This window comes from Streptococcus oralis, assembly GCF_003942875.1.
In the GTDB taxonomy this organism is placed as follows: Bacteria; Bacillota; Bacilli; order Lactobacillales; family Streptococcaceae; genus Streptococcus; species Streptococcus oralis_BX.
The window spans coordinates 60,206-78,727 of the sequence record NZ_RMVK01000009.1 but is presented as its reverse complement, the minus strand read 5'-3'; the positions used below and the strand labels follow the sequence as shown (position 1 = coordinate 78,727).

The 18,522-nt window shown below is 43.0% G+C and carries 4 protein-coding genes and 1 pseudogene; 3 read left to right on the top strand and 2 right to left on the bottom strand.

Translation table 11 applies throughout. The annotated features are described in order from the left end of the window. Nucleotides 1-92: pseudogene (locus tag D8844_RS09710) on the bottom strand (IS200/IS605 family transposase); the annotation flags it as partial. Between the two features lie 210 nt (nucleotides 93-302). Further along, nucleotides 303-1,157 (bottom strand): dTDP-4-dehydrorhamnose reductase, encoded by an 855-nt coding sequence (gene rfbD, locus D8844_RS09705; RefSeq protein WP_061588442.1) that lies wholly within the window; start codon nucleotides 1,155-1,157, stop codon nucleotides 303-305. A 237-nt stretch (nucleotides 1,158-1,394) separates the two neighbouring features. On the opposite strand from rfbD, the gene D8844_RS09700 reads away from it, so the two are divergent. The 3 genes from D8844_RS09700 to D8844_RS09690 all read left to right on the top strand — a co-directional run bounded on the left by D8844_RS09700 (nucleotide 1,395) and on the right by D8844_RS09690 (nucleotide 18,462). Next, nucleotides 1,395-3,377, top strand: a complete 1,983-nt coding sequence (locus D8844_RS09700; RefSeq protein ID WP_125423727.1) for a peptide ABC transporter substrate-binding protein — start codon at nucleotides 1,395-1,397, stop codon at nucleotides 3,375-3,377. 323 nt (nucleotides 3,378-3,700) lie between these two features. Next, nucleotides 3,701-10,066, top strand: coding sequence for a SpGH101 family endo-alpha-N-acetylgalactosaminidase (locus tag D8844_RS09695; protein WP_125423724.1), 6,366 nt, complete (start codon nucleotides 3,701-3,703; stop codon nucleotides 10,064-10,066). Between the two features lie 140 nt (nucleotides 10,067-10,206). Continuing rightward, nucleotides 10,207-18,462: an SIALI-17 repeat-containing surface protein gene (locus D8844_RS09690; RefSeq protein WP_125423721.1), complete on the top strand. Its 8,256-nt coding sequence runs from the start codon at nucleotides 10,207-10,209 to the stop codon at nucleotides 18,460-18,462. Nucleotides 18,463-18,522: the final 60 nt, after the last annotated feature.

Sequence of the window (18,522 nt, the reverse complement as noted above, 5' to 3'; positions counted from 1 at the left end):
TAAATGATTTTTCGTCTATACTTAGGGGTGAACACAATGTGATATTTACACATCCACTTTGTGTGTGATAAACTATGTGCCTTTTGTGCCATATTTTTCTCCTTTCGCTTTACAATTGGCTTGAACACCTTTATTGTATCGCGTTTGGAGTTTTTTTGGTATAACCTTCGTCGCGCACCCGCATAGCGGGTGGTTTATTTGTCTCGCACCTTACGGAGCGAGACGGACTAATAGTCACATAATCAGATACTAAAAAGCAAGAGACTTTGAGTTCTCTTGCTTTTTATGTATGTCGTAATCTGTTATTTTCTTACTTCTTGTTTATAAAACTCTTTAAGGGCATCTTGCCAGGTTGGAATGACGAAACCTGTCGCCTTTGCTTTTGTCAAGCTCATGGTTGAATTGAGAGGTCGTTTGGCCTTGGCAGGAAACTTGCTGGAGTCTACTGGTACTACTTCGACATCACTGTCTTTAAGAATCTCGACAGCAAAGTCATACCAAGTGGTGTCTTCAGCTGCGTCATTTGATAAGTGGTAGTAGCCAAATGCTTTTTGATTTTCAGTCAAGTAGGTCATAAACTCAGCCAGGGTACGTGTCCAAGTTGGGCGGCCGTGTTGGTCGTTGACAACAGTGAGAGTTTTATGGGTTTTGGCAAGATTTTGCATTGTAAAGACAAAGTTCTTGCCATAATTTCCAAAGACCCAAGCAGTGCGGATGATATAATGCTGTGACGTAAGGTTTTCAACAAGTTCCTCACCCATTCGCTTGGTACGCCCGTACTCTGTTTGCGGATCAGGTAGGTCATCGACTTCCCATTCTTGTCCGACGGGTTTCTTCCCATCAAAGACGTAGTCTGTTGAGATATAGACCAGAGTAGCTCCGTATTTCTCAGAGGCCTTGGCTACATTTTCAGTTCCAGTTACGTTGATGGCAAAATCCAGTTCTTTTCCCTCATCTTCTGCCGCATCAACAGCAGTATAAGCTGCACAATGATAGACCAGAGTTGGATTAACCTCGGCAAAGACTTTCTCAACCATTTCAGCATTGGTGATATCCATTTCGGCCACATCCACGGCAACATAGTCCACATTTCGTTCATCTAGTAAATAACGTAGTTCGGTACCGAGTTGACCATTTGCACCTGTAATTAATATCATTATCTTCTCCTTAACTTTTCTTCTATCTAATCATAGCAAAAAAATGATAAAAAATCTGATTTTCGGTCCTTGTTTTGCTGGTTTAAGATATAAAAATATAGTATTAGAGAATAATAATTTTATAATAGAAAACTTATTTTTCAGAATTTACCAAATTAATTCAAAAATTCTGAAAATTTTATTGACATGTTTCTGAAAAGGGACTATAATGGGGTGAAAGTTTTAAAGGAGAAAACAATGAAAAGTTCAAAACTACTTGCCCTTGCGGGTGTGACGTTATTGGCAGCTGCGACTCTTGCAGCCTGCTCTGGATCAAGTTCAAATGCTAAAGGTGAGAAAACATTCTCATACATTTACGAAACGGATCCTGATAACCTAAACTATTTGACAACTGGTAAGGCAGCTACAGCAAATATTACGAGCAACGTTATTGATGGCTTGCTTGAAAATGACCGCTACGGTAACTTTGTACCATCTATGGCTGAGGATTGGTCTGTATCTAAGGATGGATTGACTTACACGTATACACTCCGAAAGGATGCAAAATGGTATACATCTGAAGGTGAGGAATATGCAGAAGTTAAAGCTCAAGACTTTGTAACTGGTCTTAAGTATGCTGCTGATAAGAAATCAGATGGTCTTTACCTGGTTCAGGAATCTATCAAGGGATTGGATGCCTATGTCAAAGGAGAAATTACAGATTTTTCTCAAGTAGGAATCAAAGCTCTTGATGATTATACCGTTCAATACACATTGAACAAGCCAGAAAGTTTCTGGAATTCTAAGACAACAATGGGTGTTCTGGCTCCTGTTAATGAAGAATTTTTGAACTCTAAAGGGGATGACTTTGCTAAAGGTACAGACCCAAGCAGTATTCTCTACAATGGACCATTCTTACTCAAATCAATCGTAGCCAAATCATCAGTCGAGTTCGAAAAGAATCCAAACTATTGGGATAAAGACAATGTCCATCTTGATAAAGTGAAATTATCCTTCTGGGATGGCCAAGATACTAATAAGCCAACTGAAGCTTTCAAAGACGGTAGCTTTACAATGGCTCGTCTCTTCCCAACAAGTGCTAGTTACTCAGAGACTGAAAAAACATTCAAAGACAATATCGTTTATACCCAACAAGATTCTACTACTTATTTAGTAGGCACAAATATCGATCGTCAGTCTTATAAGTACACTTCTAAGACAACAGATGAGGAAAAAACATCAACCAAGAAGGCCCTTTTGAATAAGGACTTCCGTCAAGCTATTGCATTTGGTTTTGATAGAACAGCCTACGCTTCTCAAGTAAATGGTGCAAGCGGGGCTACTAAACTGCTTCGTAACTTATTTGTTCCCCCTACATTTGTACAGGCAGATGGGAAAAACTTTGGGGAATTAGTTAAGGAAAAATTGGTGACCTATGGAGATGAGTGGAGTAACGTAAACTTGGATGATGCCCAAGATGGACTCTACAATCCTGACAAAGCCAAAGCAGAATTCGCTAAAGCTAAGACAGCCCTTCAAGCGGAAGGTGTGAAATTCCCAATCCACTTGGATATGCCTGTAGATCAAACCAATACAACAAAAGTTCAACGTGTTCAATCTTTTAAACAGTCAGTTGAAGAAAATCTAGGATCAGATAATGTGGTTATCGATATCCAACAGCTCCAAAAAGACGATGTTCAAAACATTACCTACTTCGCTGAAACTGCGGCTGGAGAAGACTGGGATATCTCAGATAACGTGGGTTGGTCTCCAGACTATATCGATCCATCTACTTATCTTGATATTATCAAGCCTTCTGTAGGAGAAAATACGAAAACATATCTAGGATTTGATTCTGGGACAAACAACGCTGCGGCTAAGCAAGTCGGTTTAGAAGACTACGAAAAAATGGTTGTGGAAGCTGGTGAAGAAACTACTGATGTTTCAAAACGTTATGAGAAATATGCTGCTGCCCAAGCTTGGTTGACAGACAGTGCCTTGCTCATTCCAACAACTTCTCAAACTGGTCGTCCAATGTTGTCTAAGATGGTACCATTTACACTTCCATTTGCATACTCTGGTAACAAGGGTATGAGCGAAGCCCTTTTGTACAAATATCTAGAAGTACAAGATAAGGCAGTGACAACAGAAGAATACCAAAAAGCTCAAGAAAAATGGTTGAAAGAAAAAGAAGAGTCAAATAAAAAGGCCCAAGAAGAACTCGCAAACCATGTGAAATAACTTTAAAAAAGTAAAGGATTTAGCCATTGATATGATGGTTAAGTCCTTTTTTATCTTGGTATAAGTCCCTGAATGATTAGAGATAGGATTTTTTTATAGCTGTAAAGCGATTCTTAAAATTCTGAGCGTTAGAACTGTTCAGAAAAGAGAAAATTTTAGTGAATTTTACCTATTTCCTATTGCTTTCTGCCTTTTTATTTGTTATATTAAAAGTACAATTAATTTTTATTTATAACAGTTAAGCAGAGCACTTTCAGAGAAAGGAGTATTTTTTAAAAAAGAAATGTAAACGCTTACTGGAAAATGAAAGGATTTAGGAGTTCATGGATAAACGATTTTTTGAAAAACGCTGTAAGTTCAGTATTCGTAAGTTTACGCTTGGAGTAGCTTCGGTGATGATTGGAGCGACTTTCTTCGCAGCTAGCCCAGTATTAGCTGATCAAGCAAGAGTTGGTTCAACAGATAATTTGCCGAGTGAACTAGCTGATTTGGATAAGAAGGCTAGTGATGAGGGGCACGATTTTGACAAGGAAGCTGCCGCTCAGAATCCTGGTTCAGCTGAAACTACTGAAGGCCCACAAACAGAAGAAGAGTTGTTGGCTCAAGAAAAAGAAAAGTCTGAAAAGCCAAGCAATCTGCCAAAAGAATTAGAAGATAAGTTGGAGAAAGCCGAAGACAATGGGCGCGAAGTTGACAAGGATCAGTTGGCCCAAGATACTGGAAAGCTCGTCCCAGAAGATGTGGCTAAAACGAGCAATGGGGAATTAAACTACGGCGCGACTGTTAAGATCAAGACGCCATCAGGAGAAGGTAGCGGTATTGTCGTTGCTAAAGACCTTGTCTTGACGGTTTCTCACAACTTTATCAAGGATAGCCAAGACGGCAATATCCGTAAGGTTGTGGATAATGACCAAGGGGATGGAGATATCTATAGCATCTCATATCCAGGATTGCCAGATGTCAAGTTTAGCAAGAAAGATATTATTCATTGGGATCGTGAAGGCTATCTGAAAGGCTTCAAAAATGATTTGGCCCTTGTGAGATTGCGTACAGTTCTAGAAAATACGCCTGTTGAAGTAACTAAAAAGCCAGTAGTTAAGAAAATTGGAGATAAGCTCCATGTCTTTGGTTATCCAGAAGGAAAATTGAATCCGATTGTCAATACTACAGTTGATTTTGCGGAACCATACGGAGAAGGTGTCCAAGGGATTGGTTACCAAGGAGGAAAACCGGGTGCTAGTGGCGGCGGTATCTTTGATACAGAAGGCAAACTAGTCGGTGTTCACCAAAATGGTGTAGTTGGAAAACGGAGCGGAGGCATTCTCTTCTCACCAGCTCAACTAAAATGGATCCAGGACCACATACAGGGAATTTCAAGTGTGAAACCAGCAGACTTGGAAGAGAAAGAAAAACCGGCTGAAGAAAAACCAAAAGAGGATAAACCTGCAGCTACTAAACCTGAAACACCTAAGGCAGTAACTCCTGAATGGCAAACAGTAGCGAATAAAGAGCAACAAGGAACCGTCACTATTCGTGAAGAAAAGGGTGTTCGCTACAATCAACTGTCTTCAACGGCCCAAAATGACAATGATGGCAAACCAGCTTTGTTTGAAAAACAAGGATTGACTGTCGATGCTAATGGAAATGCGACAGTTGATTTAACCTTCAAAGATGATTCTGAAAAGGGCAAATCACGCTTTGGTGTCTTCTTGAAATTTAAAGATACCAAGAACAATGTTTTTGTTGGATATGACCAAGGTGGCTGGTTCTGGGAATACAAAACTCCAGGTAACAGCACATGGTATCAGGGCGGTCGTGTTGCAGCTCCAGTAAATGGATCAGTGAATCATCTGACTATTAGTTTAAAATCAGATGGTCAGCTGAATGCAACAAATAATGATGTAAAACTTTTTGATACAGTTACTTTGCCAGCTGCTGTTAATGAGAATCTTAAAAATGAGAAGAAGATCCTTCTCAAGGCAGGAACTTATAGCAATGACCGTACGGTTGTTAGCGTTAAAACAGACAATCAAGAAGGTGTAAAAGCAGATGATACTCCTGCCCAGAAAGAAACAGGTCCTGCCGTTGATGATAGCAAGGTGACTTATGATACGATCCAGTCTAAGGTCCTCAAGGCAGTGATTGACCAAGCCTTTCCTCGTGTCAAGGAATACACCTTGAATGGACATACTTTGCCAGGACAAGTTCAACAACTTAAGAAAATCTTGGTAAACAATCGCGAAATTACACCTGAAGTCACTTATAAGAAGATCAATGATACTACTGCAGAGTACTTGATGAAACTTCGTGACGAGAAGAATTTCATCAATGCAGATATGACAGTACGCTTGCAAGTTGTGGACAATCAGTTGCATTTTGATGTGACCAAGATTGTCAACCACAATCAAGTTACTCCAGGTCAGAAGATTGATGATGAAAGAAAACTTCTCTCCTCTATCAATTTCTTAGGAAACTCACTTGTGTCAGTTTCAAGCGACCAAACTGGAGCTAAGTTTGACGGGGCAACCATGTCAAACAACACTCATATCAGTGGAGATGAACATATAGCTGTAACCAATCCAATGAAAAACTTGGCTAAGGGCTATATGTATGGTTTTGTTTCTACAGATAAGCTTGCTGCAGGTGTTTGGAGTAACTCTCAAAACAGCTACGGTGGTGGTTCGAATGACTGGACTCGTTTGACAGCATTCAAACAAACTGTTGGAAATACAAACTATGTGGGAATCCAAAGTTCTGAATGGCAATGGGAAAAAGCTTATAAGGGCATCGTCTTCCCTGAATACACCAAGGAACTTCCAAGTGCCAAGGTTGTTATCACCGAAGACGCCAATGCTGACAACAAAGTCGACTGGCAAGATGGTGCCATTGCTTATCGTAGCATCATGAACAACCCTCAAGGTTGGGAAAAAGTTAAGGATATCACTGCTTACCGTATCGCGATGAACTTTGGTTCACAAGCACAAAACCCATTCCTAATGACCTTGGATGGTATCAAGAAAATCAATCTCCACACCGATGGTCTTGGGCAAGGTGTTCTCCTTAAAGGATATGGTAGTGAAGGTCATGACTCTGGTCACTTGAACTATGCTGATATTGGTAAACGTATTGGTGGTGTCGAAGACTTCAAGACTTTAATCGAAAAAGCGAAGAAGTATGGAGCACATCTAGGTATCCATGTTAACGCTTCTGAAACCTATCCTGAGTCTAAATACTTTAATGAAAATATTCTTCGTAAAAATCCAGATGGAAGCTACAGCTATGGTTGGAACTGGTTAGACCAAGGTATCAACATTGATGCTGCTTATGACCTAGCACATGGACGCTTGGCTCGCTGGGAAGACTTGAAGAAAAAACTGGGTGAAGGTCTCGACTTTATCTATGTGGACGTATGGGGCAATGGTCAATCAGGTGATAACGGTGCCTGGGCTACCCACGTTCTTGCTAAAGAAATTAACAAACAAGGCTGGCGTTTTGCGATTGAGTGGGGGCATGGTGGTGAATACGACTCTACCTTCCAACACTGGGCAGCTGACTTGACCTATGGTGGCTACACTAATAAAGGTATCAACAGTGCCATCACACGCTTTATCCGCAACCACCAAAAAGATTCATGGGTTGGGGACTACAGAAGTTACGGTGGTGCAGCCAACTACCCACTTCTAGGTGGCTACAGCATGAAAGACTTTGAAGGCTGGCAAGGAAGAAGCGACTACAATGGCTATGTAACCAACTTATTTGCCCATGATGTCATGACTAAGTACTTCCAACACTTCACTGTAAGTAAATGGGAAAATGGTACACCAGTTACCATGACCGATAACGGTAGCACCTATAAATGGACTCCAGAAATGAAGGTTGAGCTAGTCGATGCAGCAGGTAACAAGGTTGTTGTGACTCGTAAGTCAAATGATGTCAATAGCCCGCAATACCGCGAACGTACAGTAACGCTCAACGGACGTGTCATCCAAGATGGTTCAGCTTACTTGACTCCTTGGAACTGGGATGCAAATGGTAAGAAACTTCCTACTGATAAGGAAAAAATGTACTACTTCAATACGCAAGCCGGTGCAACAACTTGGACCCTTCCAAGCGATTGGGCAAAGAGCAAGGTTTACCTTTACAAGCTAACGGACCAAGGTAAGACAGAAGAGCAGGAACTAACTGTAACAGATGGCAAGATTACCCTAGACCTTCTCGCAAATCAACCATACGTTCTTTACCGTTCAAAACAAACCAATCCTGAAATGTCATGGAGCGAAGGCATGCACATCTATGACCAAGGATTTAACAGCGGAACCTTGAAACATTGGACCATTTCTGGTGATGCTTCTAAGGCAGAAATTGTCAAATCACAGGGCGCAAATGAAATGCTTCGTATCCAAGGCAATAAGAGCAAGGTCAGCCTTACTCAGAAACTGACTGGCTTGAAACCAAATACCAAGTATGCGGTTTATGTCGGTGTTGATAACCGTAGTAATGCTAAGGCAAGTATCACAGTGAATACTGGCGAGAAAGAAGTGACTACTTATACCAATAAGTCACTCGCTCTCAACTACATCAAAGCTTATGCTCATAACAATCGTCGTGAAAATGCTACAGTTGACGATACAAGTTACTTCCAAAACATGTACGCCTTCTTTACAACCGGATCTGACGTATCAAATGTCACTCTGACCTTGAGTCGTGAAGCTGGTGATGAAGCAACTTACTTTGATGAAATTCGTACCTTTGAAAACAGTTCAAGCATGTACGGAGACAAGCATGATACAGGTCAAGGAACCTTCAAACAAGACTTTGAAAATGTAGCTCAAGGTATCTTCCCATTTGTAGTAGGTGGTGTCGAAGGTGTCGAAGATAACCGCACTCACTTGTCTGAAAAACACGATCCATATACACAACGTGGTTGGAACGGTAAGAAAGTTGATGATGTTATCGATGGAAATTGGTCACTCAAGACCAATGGACTGGTTAGCCGTCGTAACTTGGTTTACCAAACCATTCCTCAAAACTTCCGCTTTGAGGCAGGTAAGACCTACCGTGTAACCTTTGAATATGAAGCAGGCTCTGACAATACCTATGCCTTTGTAGTTGGTAAGGGAGAATTCCAGTCAGGTCGTCGTGGTAGTCAAGCAAGCAACTTGGAAATGCATGAATTGCCAAATACTTGGACGGATTCTAAGAAAGCCAAGAAGGCAACCTTCCTCGTGACAGGTGTAGAAACAGGCGATACTTGGGTAGGTATCTACTCAACTGGAAATGCAAGCAATACTCGTGGTGATTCTGGTGGAAATGCCAACTTCCGTGGTTATAACGACTTCATGATGGATAATCTTCACATCGAAGAAATTACCCTAACAGGTAAGATGTTGACAGAAAATGCTCTGAAGAACTACTTGCCAACGGTTGCCATGACTAACTACACGAAAGAGTCTATGGATGCTTTGAAAGAGGCGGTCTTTAACCTCAGCCAGGCGGATGATGACATTAGCGTGGAAGAAGCGCGTGCAGAGATTGCCAAGATTGAAGCTTTGAAGAATGCTTTGGTTCAGAAGAAGACAGCTTTGGTAGCAGAAGACTTTGAAAGTTTGGATGCGCCAGCTCAACCAGGCGAAGGTCTAGAGAATGCCTTTGATGGAAATGTGTCTAGTCTATGGCATACATCTTGGAATGGTGGAGATGTAGGCAAGCCTGCCACCATGGTCTTGAAAGAACCAACTGAAATCACAGGACTTCGTTATGTTCCACGTGCCTCTGATTCAAATGGAAACTTGCGAGATGTGAAACTGGTTGTCACAGATGAGTCTGGTAAAGAACATACCTTCACAGTGACAGATTGGCCAAATAACAACAAACCAAAAGACATTGACTTTGGCAAGACAATCAAGGCTAAGAAAATTGTCCTTACTGGTACCAAGACTTACGGAGATGGTGGCGATAAATACCAATCTGCAGCGGAACTCATCTTTACCCGTCCACAGGTAGCAGAAACACCACTTGACATGTCTGGCTATGAAGCAGCTTTGGCTAAGGCGCAGAAATTAACAGACAAAGACAATCAAGAGGAAGTAGCTGGAGTTCAGGCGAGCATGAAATATGCGACGGATAACCATCTCTTGACGGAAAGAATGGTTGCCTACTTCGCAGACTATCTCAACCAATTAAAAGATTCTGCTACGAAACCAGACGCTCCAACAAGTAGCAAGGGTGAAGAGCAACCACCAGTTCTTGATGTACCTGAGTTCAAAGGCGGCGTCAATGCAACAGAAGCAGCTGTACATGAGGTTCCTGAGTTCAAGGGCGGCGTTAATGCGGTTGAAGCCTTGGTTCACGAATTACCAGAATACAAGGGTGGAGCCAATGCGGTTCTAGCAGCTGCAAATGAAGTCCCTGAGTTTAAGGGTGGCGTCAATGCGGTCCAAGCCTTGGTAAACGAGAAACCAGCCTACACAGGTGTATTGGCTACTGCTGGAGATCAAGCAGCTCCAACAGTTGAAAAACCTGAGTACCCGCTCACTCCAAGCCCAGTAGCTGATGCCAAAACTCTGGAAGATAAAGAAGAGCAACTTCCTGCTACAGGAGAACATGGTTCAGAAGCAGACCTCTTCTTAGCAAGTGTGAGTATCGCTTTATCTGCTGCTGTTCTTGCGACAAAACGTAAAGAAGAGTAATGAGATTTGATTTCAGCAGTTCAAAGCAACTCGAATCAAAAAGGAACAAACAGCCGGAGAGGACCTCTTGGTTCTCTCCTTTTTCAAAGGAGAAATGATACCGCTTACTCAGGTATGCGGATGAAAGGAATAGGAGAAAGATGGATAGACATTTTTTTGAGAAACGCTGTCACTATAGTATAAGAAAATTTGCAATCGGTGCAGCCTCCGTGATGATTGGTGCTAGTATCTTTGGCGCCAATATGGTTCAGGCAGCAGAAACAGCAGCGCCTTCAGAAACAGAGGGAAGCATCACCCATGTTCAAGCACTGGATAAGTTACCAGATGATTTAGCCGCTGCGCTTGAAAAGGCAGATGCAGAAGCTGCAACAGAAGCAAGTCATGAAGAAACTCCAGCGACAGATGAGGGAACCAATCCTGCAGCAAGTGAAGAGACAAAACCAGAGACAAGTCCTGCAAGTCCCAAACCAGCAGAAACGCCAAAACCGGTTGAAACACCAAAGGCAGATAAACAACCTGCGGAAACCCCTACACCAGCAGTAAAACCAGCTGAAAAGACAATCGAAGATAGAGAAGATGTCAACCATCTCGAGGGTGCTACTGCTCAGGCAAGCAACCATGAGACTGGGACCAACTTTACTGCAGATAAGGCTATCGATGGAGATGACAATACCCGTTGGGCTACAGATAGAGATGCAGTAAAACCAACCTTTGAATTAACTCTTCCAAAAACTACCCTCATCAAGCATGTAGAAATTGACTGGGATCGTCGTCTTCGTAATGGGCAAAATGACCCAAATATCAAATCTTGGAGTCTCTACTACGCAGGTCAAGAAGACGTGGGCGCTAACGGAGAAAAACAATGGAAACTCGCTCATACCAAGACTGGAGATCCTGTTTTAGATGAGAAAGTTGACTTAGCCAATATTATTCAAGCTAAATATCTTAAGTTAGAAATTAACGACTATCAAGCGGGGACAATGGGTTGGAGAAACGTTGGTATCCAAGAAATTCGAGCTTATTCAAACGTTCCGGACCATAGTAAGGTAACGGATATCCGCCAAGTAACCGAACTAACAGTAGCAGAAGATGGACAGTCTCTTGTCTTACCAACTCTACCAGGAAAAGTCAGCCTCATCGGAAGCAACAAGCAAGGTGTGATTGACCTTCAAAATCACATCTATAAGCCTTTGACAGACCAACGCGTCAAGGTCATGGTGCAACAAATCAGAGACAGTCATACTTTCACTAAGGAATTTGAAGTAGTCATCAAGGGTCTACATCAGGACGAAGGTGTGGGTGTGAAACCAAAAGTAGCACCAGCTGTTCAACAATGGTATGGGAAAGAAGGCCAATCTTCTATCACTTCAGATACAGTTCTTGCGACGGGTGATTCTGGCTTTGATCAGGCAGCAACCTTCTACCAGTCAGACCTTGCTAGCCGTGGATTGGAACTAGCAACAGGTGACAAACAGGCTCAAAAACGAATCGAATTTAAAAAGGTTGAAAACAAAGGTTATGGTAAGGAAGGCTATGGCATCACTATCCAAGATGATGTGATTACCATCGAAGCTGCCACAAATACAGGAGCCTTCTATGCAACTCGTACTCTTCTTCAAATGGGAGAAACAGACCTACAAAATGGCGAAATTCGTGATTTCCCAAGTTTCAGCCACCGTGGCTTTATGCTAGATACAGGTCGTAAATTTATCCCTTATGACACTCTTGTAGACATCATGCTCAACATGGCTTACTACAAGATGAACGACTTGCAGTTGCACCTCAACGATAACTATATCTTCCTCAAGGAACACTTGGCAGGTAAGAGCTTAACACCAGAAGAACAACTCAAGTATGTTCTTGAACATGCCAAGACTGGTTTCCGTGTGGAGACAGACATTGTCGGTAAGAATGGCCAAAAACTAACATCAGATGAGCATTATACCAAGGAAGAAATGCAAAATCTGATTAAATTGGCCAAGGCCTTGCATATCAACCTAGTGCCAGAAATTGACACACCAGGTCACGCCTTGTCCTTTGTCAAAGTCCGCCCAGACCTCATGTATCAAGGTAGCCTGAGCGATTATGCAGGCAAGCACAATGTTGAGCGCGTAGCCATGCTAGACTTGGATACTAAGTATGAAGAAACTCTTAAATTTGTTAAATCCGTTTATGACAAACTCCTCGATGGTCCAGATGCACCGCTTCATGGCGTATCTACTGTTCATATCGGAACGGATGAATACTATGGTAGCCGCGAAAGCTATCGCCGCTATGTCAATGATTTGACCCAATATATCAAGTCTAAAGGCTATACCCCTCGTATCTGGGGTTCGCTCAGTGCGAAACGAGGGAACACCCCTGTTGATTGGAACGGAGTAGAAGTTGATATCTGGAGTATCGGATGGCAACGACCAAATGAAGCCATTGCTCAGGGAGCTAAGATTATCAATATCACGGATGTACCGACCTATAGTGTGCCAAGTGGAAGCAATAGTCAAGCAGCCTACGGGGACTATGCTAACTACGAACGTCAGTACAATAGCTGGACACCGAATGATTTTAGAACAGGTGGAGGTCCACTTCTACCAGCTTCTCATCCAAGTATCCTTGGTGGTGGGCACGCAGTTTGGAATGACAATATCGACCTTCATGAGACAGGTTTGACCTCTTATGACATCTTTAAACGTTTCTTCAAGAGCATGCAAACTACTGCGGAGCGCACTTGGGGGTCTGACCGTGCAGCTGCGACCTTTGCAGAACGCACCCTACCAACCAGTCCTTATGCGCCGCAGTCAAATCCTGATAAAGAGATTGATCAAAGCGACCTGTTTACCATCAATTCTGAAACAGTCAAGAACTATGCAAGTAAGAAAGTGAAGGCAAGCGAACAGGGATTGGCTTTTGAGAAAGATAGCAGTATCGAAGGCTTGGCTGGTGATGTTGGTCCAAGTCACGTCTTGAAGTTTGATGTAACTGTCACTGGAGACGGAGAACAAACCTTCTCAGCAAGTGGGGATAACCGTATCTATCTAGCTGATAAAGACGGCTATCTTGCTTACCAGTTTGAACAGTTCCATATCCAATTCAATAAAAAACTTGAAAAGAACAAACGTTATCAAATCTCTATCGTGACCAAACCACAATCTACAGAAGTCTATGTGGATGGTGAAAAGATTGAGCGTATAGCAAATCCAGCCCACCCTCGCTTTGCCCACAATAGCTTGGTTCTACCGCTTGAAAGCATCGGTGGTTTCAAAGGAATCTTGCATAGCGCAGAGTTGTCAGACAAACCATTTGTAAATCCTCGTTTGATTTCAAATAATAAGATTACAGCAACCGCAAGCAGTCAGCAGCTTCCAGGAAATGCGACTGAAGGCGCTGTTGAAAAGGCCTTTGACAATGATCCAAATACCTTCTGGCATACTAAGTGGACTGGTGACACTGCGCCATACACCCTTACTATGACCTTGAAAGAAGCAGAAAAAGTCAATGGCTTGACGTATCTCCCACGACCAGGTGGTGGAAATGGTGTCGTGACGCGCTACGAAATCTACGCACAAAAAGATGGCCAAATGGTCAAGGTTTCAGAAGGAAACTGGGACAACAACGCCCAAGAAAAAACAGTCAACTTTGCGGCGGTAGATACCAACAAGATTGAGTTGAAAGTATTGGAAGGCGTTGGTGGTTTTGCAAGTGCAGCTGAAGTTCATCTATTGAAACCTGTTAAAGAAGAGCAAGAAACGCCTGCACCAAGTCAACCAGAAAAACCAACTACACCTGAAAAACCAAATGTAGACCAAACCGGTGATGGAACAGTTGAATTGGCAGATCAATTCACTGCAAGTAAACCAGCTAGCGAAGACAGCATTGCAGCTGCTAGCAAGAGCGCAGACTATCTCAAGAAAGAGTACAAGGTCTTCCCAACTCCACAAAAAGTGACTTATGGAGAAGGAGTCACAGCCCTTCGCAAGCAAGTCAATCTGGTCATGGGCGATCAACTCGATATCTATACTCGCAATCGCTTGAAGAGTGTCTTGCAGGACAATCAAGTATCTTATACAACTGGTAAGGCAGCAATCGCTGGCGCAACCAATATCTATCTTGGAGTGCATGGACAAGGCTCACAAGCAGAGCAAAACTTGTCCAATGTTTCAGCAGGTCTCTTTGACAAGATTGACGCCTATGTCTTGAGCATCAAGGATAACTCGATTTCCATCGTCGGAAAAGACACAGATGCAGTCTTCTATGGTTTGACAACCTTGAAACACATGCTCAAGGAAAGCCAAGTGCCAGTCCTTCGTAATGTGACAGTAGAAGATTATGCAGAGCTCAAGAACCGTGGTTTCATCGAAGGTTACTATGGAAATCCATGGTCTAATGCCGATCGTGCAGAGCTCATGCGTTATGGTGGCGATTTGAAATTGAACCAATACTTCTTTGCACCAAAAGATGATCCATACCACAACAAGAAATGGCGTGAACTCTATCCAGAAGAAAAACTAGCTGAAATTCGTGAACTTGCTCGTGTTGGAAATCAAAGTAAAACCCGCTATGTCTGGACTATCCATCCATTCATGAACAACCGCATCCGCTTTGGCAATGAAGCGCATTACCAAGAAGATTTGGCAACCATCAAGGCTAAATTTACCCAGTTGATGAAAGTGGGTGTCCGTGAGTTTGGTATTCTAGCAGATGATGCACCGAGCCCAGTCGGAGGCTACAATAGCTACAACCGCTTGATGAAAGACATGACCAAGTGGTTGACTGAGATGCAGGGAACTTACAGTGGTCTTCGTAAAGAAATGATTTTTGTTCCTGGCCAGTATTGGGGTAATGGACGTGAGGATGAGTTGAAATCCCTCAATGAAAATCTCCCAAGTTCAACATCCATGACCTTGACGGGTGGTAAGATTTGGGGTGAAGTCTCTGAAAGCTTCCTTTCAACTCTCAAGAACAATCTATCCGCAGGTGGCAAGACCTATCGCCCCGTTTCACTTTGGATTAACTGGCCGGTAACAGATAATTCTAAACAACACTTGATTCTAGGTGGTGGTGAGAAATTCCTTCATCCGAATGTGGATCCTAGCTTGCTATCTGGTATCATGTTGAACCCAATGCAACAGTCTGAACCATCTAAGATTGCCCTCTTTTCAGGAGCTCAATACTCATGGAAACAATGGAAATCAGAAGAAGAAGCTAAGAAAATCAATGACATTGCCTTCAACTTTGTAGAAAATGGTCATTTTGAAGATAGCAAGGTATCAGCAGCCTTCCGCGAACTTGGTAAGCACATGATCAACCAAAACATGGATAATCGTGTCGTCAAACTAGAAGAATCTGTAGACTTGGCTCCAAAATTAACAGACTTCATGACCAAGCTCAAAGCAGGTCAGGATGTGACTGCTGAACGTGTAGCCTTGCGTGCAGAATTTGCCAAGATTAAAGAAGCAGCCGAACTTTATAAAGCATCAGGCGACCAAAAGATGGTTACCCAAATCCACTATTGGTTGGATAATGCAATCGACCAAATGAATGCCCTCGATGCCTTCCTTACAGGAACTGAAGCCATGGCTACAAACGATGCAGCAAAACTTTGGGATAGCTACTATAAAGGTTTGAAATTGTACGAACAGTCTCAAACTCACACCTTCCATTATGTAGACCATATGGAAAAAGCTGAATTGGGTGTTCAACATATTCGTCCATTTATCCTATCCTTGAAAGAAGTTCTAGCGTCTGAAGTTCAAAAAGTCTTGCATCCAGACCAAATCATCAGTACCTTTATTACCAATCGAACAGGTGTAGAGGGTGGCTTGGCAGAAGTAACGGATGGCGATTTGGCAACTCATGCGATTATTAAATCACCAAATAGCATCAAGACAGGTGATTATATTGGTATGAAGTTCAACAAACCAGTAGCGATTCAAACCTTGACCTTTGCTATGGGAACGCAGGCAAATCCACGTGATACCTTTAGTAAGGCAGAAGTGCAGTATCAAGATGAAAACGATAACTGGATAACCTTGAAAGAGCCAAGCTATGTCGGAAATGAATCCCTGCTTAAGTTTGAAAATCTCACTATCAAGGCCAAGGCAGTTCGCATGATTGCGACAGCAGACCGCGAGAACACTTGGTTTGCAGTTCAGGAAATTGCAGTCAACCGTCCAGTTGAAAAAGCTCGTAGCCAACAAGCAACGACAGTTAGTCTAAGCTCAAATCTAGTTTATAAACTAAATACCTCAGCCCGTCAAATCACTGATGGCAAGGACAATACAGAAGCCATGATGGCAAATGCTGACGGTAGCAATACAACTCCAGTAGATGCCTGGGCACAACTTGACCTCGGTGAAGTCAAGTCAGTCACTAAAGTACGACTTCGCCAAGGAACGGGTGATAAGCTTGCCGCAGGTGTACTTGAGTACTCTACAGATGGAACTGCATGGCAAGAGTTGGATCGCCTATCAGGTGAGCAAACCAAGGAAGTGACTAGAGCAATCAATGCTCGCTACATCCGAGTACGCAATACCAAGGCCCTCGACCTCTGGTGGCGTATCCAAGACTTCTCTGTTGAGACACGCTCTGGAAACAGTGAGTTAACGGACACCAACGTTGATGCCTTGAAGGAAACGCCGGTAGTGGATAGCTTGGGACATTATGAACTTCAAATTCCAGCTGGAACCAAACTCCCTGCTCATAGCTATCTAGGTATGAAGCTTGACCGTATCCATCAAATCAAGAGCATCCAGCTCAAAGGTCAGGCCAACCCAGCTCTTAGTCTTGAGTACTCTGCAAATGCGCAAGAATGGATGCCAGCTAGCCAGTTGACTGATAGATCTGCAGCAAGCCACTTAGTACGTTATGTGCGTCTGGTCAATAAAACAGATCAGGAACAAGCTGTGACAGCCACTTCTCTTCTTGTGACAACCAAAGAAGTGCAACCAACCAAACTAGAATCTACAACAATGGGCATTCATCCAACATACGGAAGCAATGATGTTCGTAAACTGAACAACCTAGATCAACTGTTTGACGGTGTTTACAACAACTTCGTTGAGTTTTCAGACTATGCCCATAAAGATGGCCATGTGACCTTGAAACTTGGCAGCGAACGCACCATCAAGAAGATTAGAGCTTACATCCAAGACGGAACGCAAAACTACCTTCGTGATGGTAAGATCCAAGTCAGCCAAGACGGTAAAACTTGGACAGATGTCGTGACAGTAGGAGATGGTGTGGCCAATAGCCAACACGATGATTCATTGACAGATGGTTGGACACATGATTCTAAGATGCCAGGAAATCGCTATATCGAGGGTGAATTGACGACACCAGTTAAAGCTAACTATCTCCGTGTCCTCTATACAGCAGATTATGATGCCCGTTTTGTAGGCTTTACAGAATTGGTCATCAACGATGGTGAATTTGTCAAACCAATCAATGATCCAACAGTAGAAGGAAACGGTGGAGAAAGCCAAGGCAACTTCTACAATAATCTTGTAGACGGAAAAGTCTTGACCAGCTACAAGTCTGAAAAAGACAAGGGCGAGTTGGTGTATCACTTGTCTGAGCCGACCAATGCTAACCACCTTCGTCTCGTTTCCAGTCTTCCTGAAGGAGCGAAAGCACATATTCTTGCTAGAACACTCAAGGATGGTCAAGACAGTTGGACAGACCTCGGTGCCATTACATCTAGTCTCCAAACTTTTGCTATCCGAAATGGCGGCTCTCTTCTAGACGTCAAATTAGTCTGGGAAGGCGGCAAGGCTGAGTTTTATGAATTGGCAAGCTTCCATCAAGAATTAACAGAAGAACCTGTTCAGTCAAGTAAGGGCGAAGAGCCTGCACCCGTTCTTGAGGTTCCTGAATTCACAGGTGGTGTCAATGCAGTTGAAGCCCTAGTACATGAACTTCCAGAGTACACAGACCCAGTAGCAACAGTAGGTGACCAAGCTGCTCCAACAGTAGAGAAACCTGAGTTCAAGGGTGGTGTCAATGCAGTTGAAGCCTTGGTACATGAGCTTCCAGAGTACACAGGCGCATTAGCAACAGTAGGCGACCAAGTAGCTCCAACAGTAGAGAAACCTGAGTTCAAGGGCGGTGTCAATGCTGTTATGGCACTGGTACATGAGCTTCCAGAATACACAGGTCCATTATCGACAGTAGGCGACCAAGCAGCTCCAACAGTAGAAAAACCTGAGTTTAAACTTAGCCCACTTGCTTCAGATGAAGGTAAGGCACCGGCACCGGAACTAAAACAAGAAGTGACGAAGCGAGAAACAGCTGAACAAAGCTTGCCAGCAACAGGTGAGAGTCAATCTGACACAGCCCTCTTCCTAGCAGGTGTTAGCCTAGCCCTATCTGCTCTCTTTGTAGCAAAAACAAAGAAAGACTAGTATTTAGTAAAACCTCTTAACAAGATTACGAAATCCGTTCCCTATCTTTCCCAATGAGGT

What these genes read in the sequence shown, in the direction of transcription:
- rfbD (WP_061588442.1), bottom strand. Translation starts at nt 1,157, where the DNA reads ATGATATTAATTACAGGTGCAAATGGTCAACTCGGTACCGAACTACGT.
- D8844_RS09690 (WP_125423721.1), top strand. Translation starts at nt 10,207, where the DNA reads ATGGATAGACATTTTTTTGAGAAACGCTGTCACTATAGTATAAGAAAA.
- D8844_RS09695 (WP_125423724.1), top strand. Translation starts at nt 3,701, where the DNA reads ATGGATAAACGATTTTTTGAAAAACGCTGTAAGTTCAGTATTCGTAAG.
- D8844_RS09700 (WP_125423727.1), top strand. Translation starts at nt 1,395, where the DNA reads ATGAAAAGTTCAAAACTACTTGCCCTTGCGGGTGTGACGTTATTGGCA.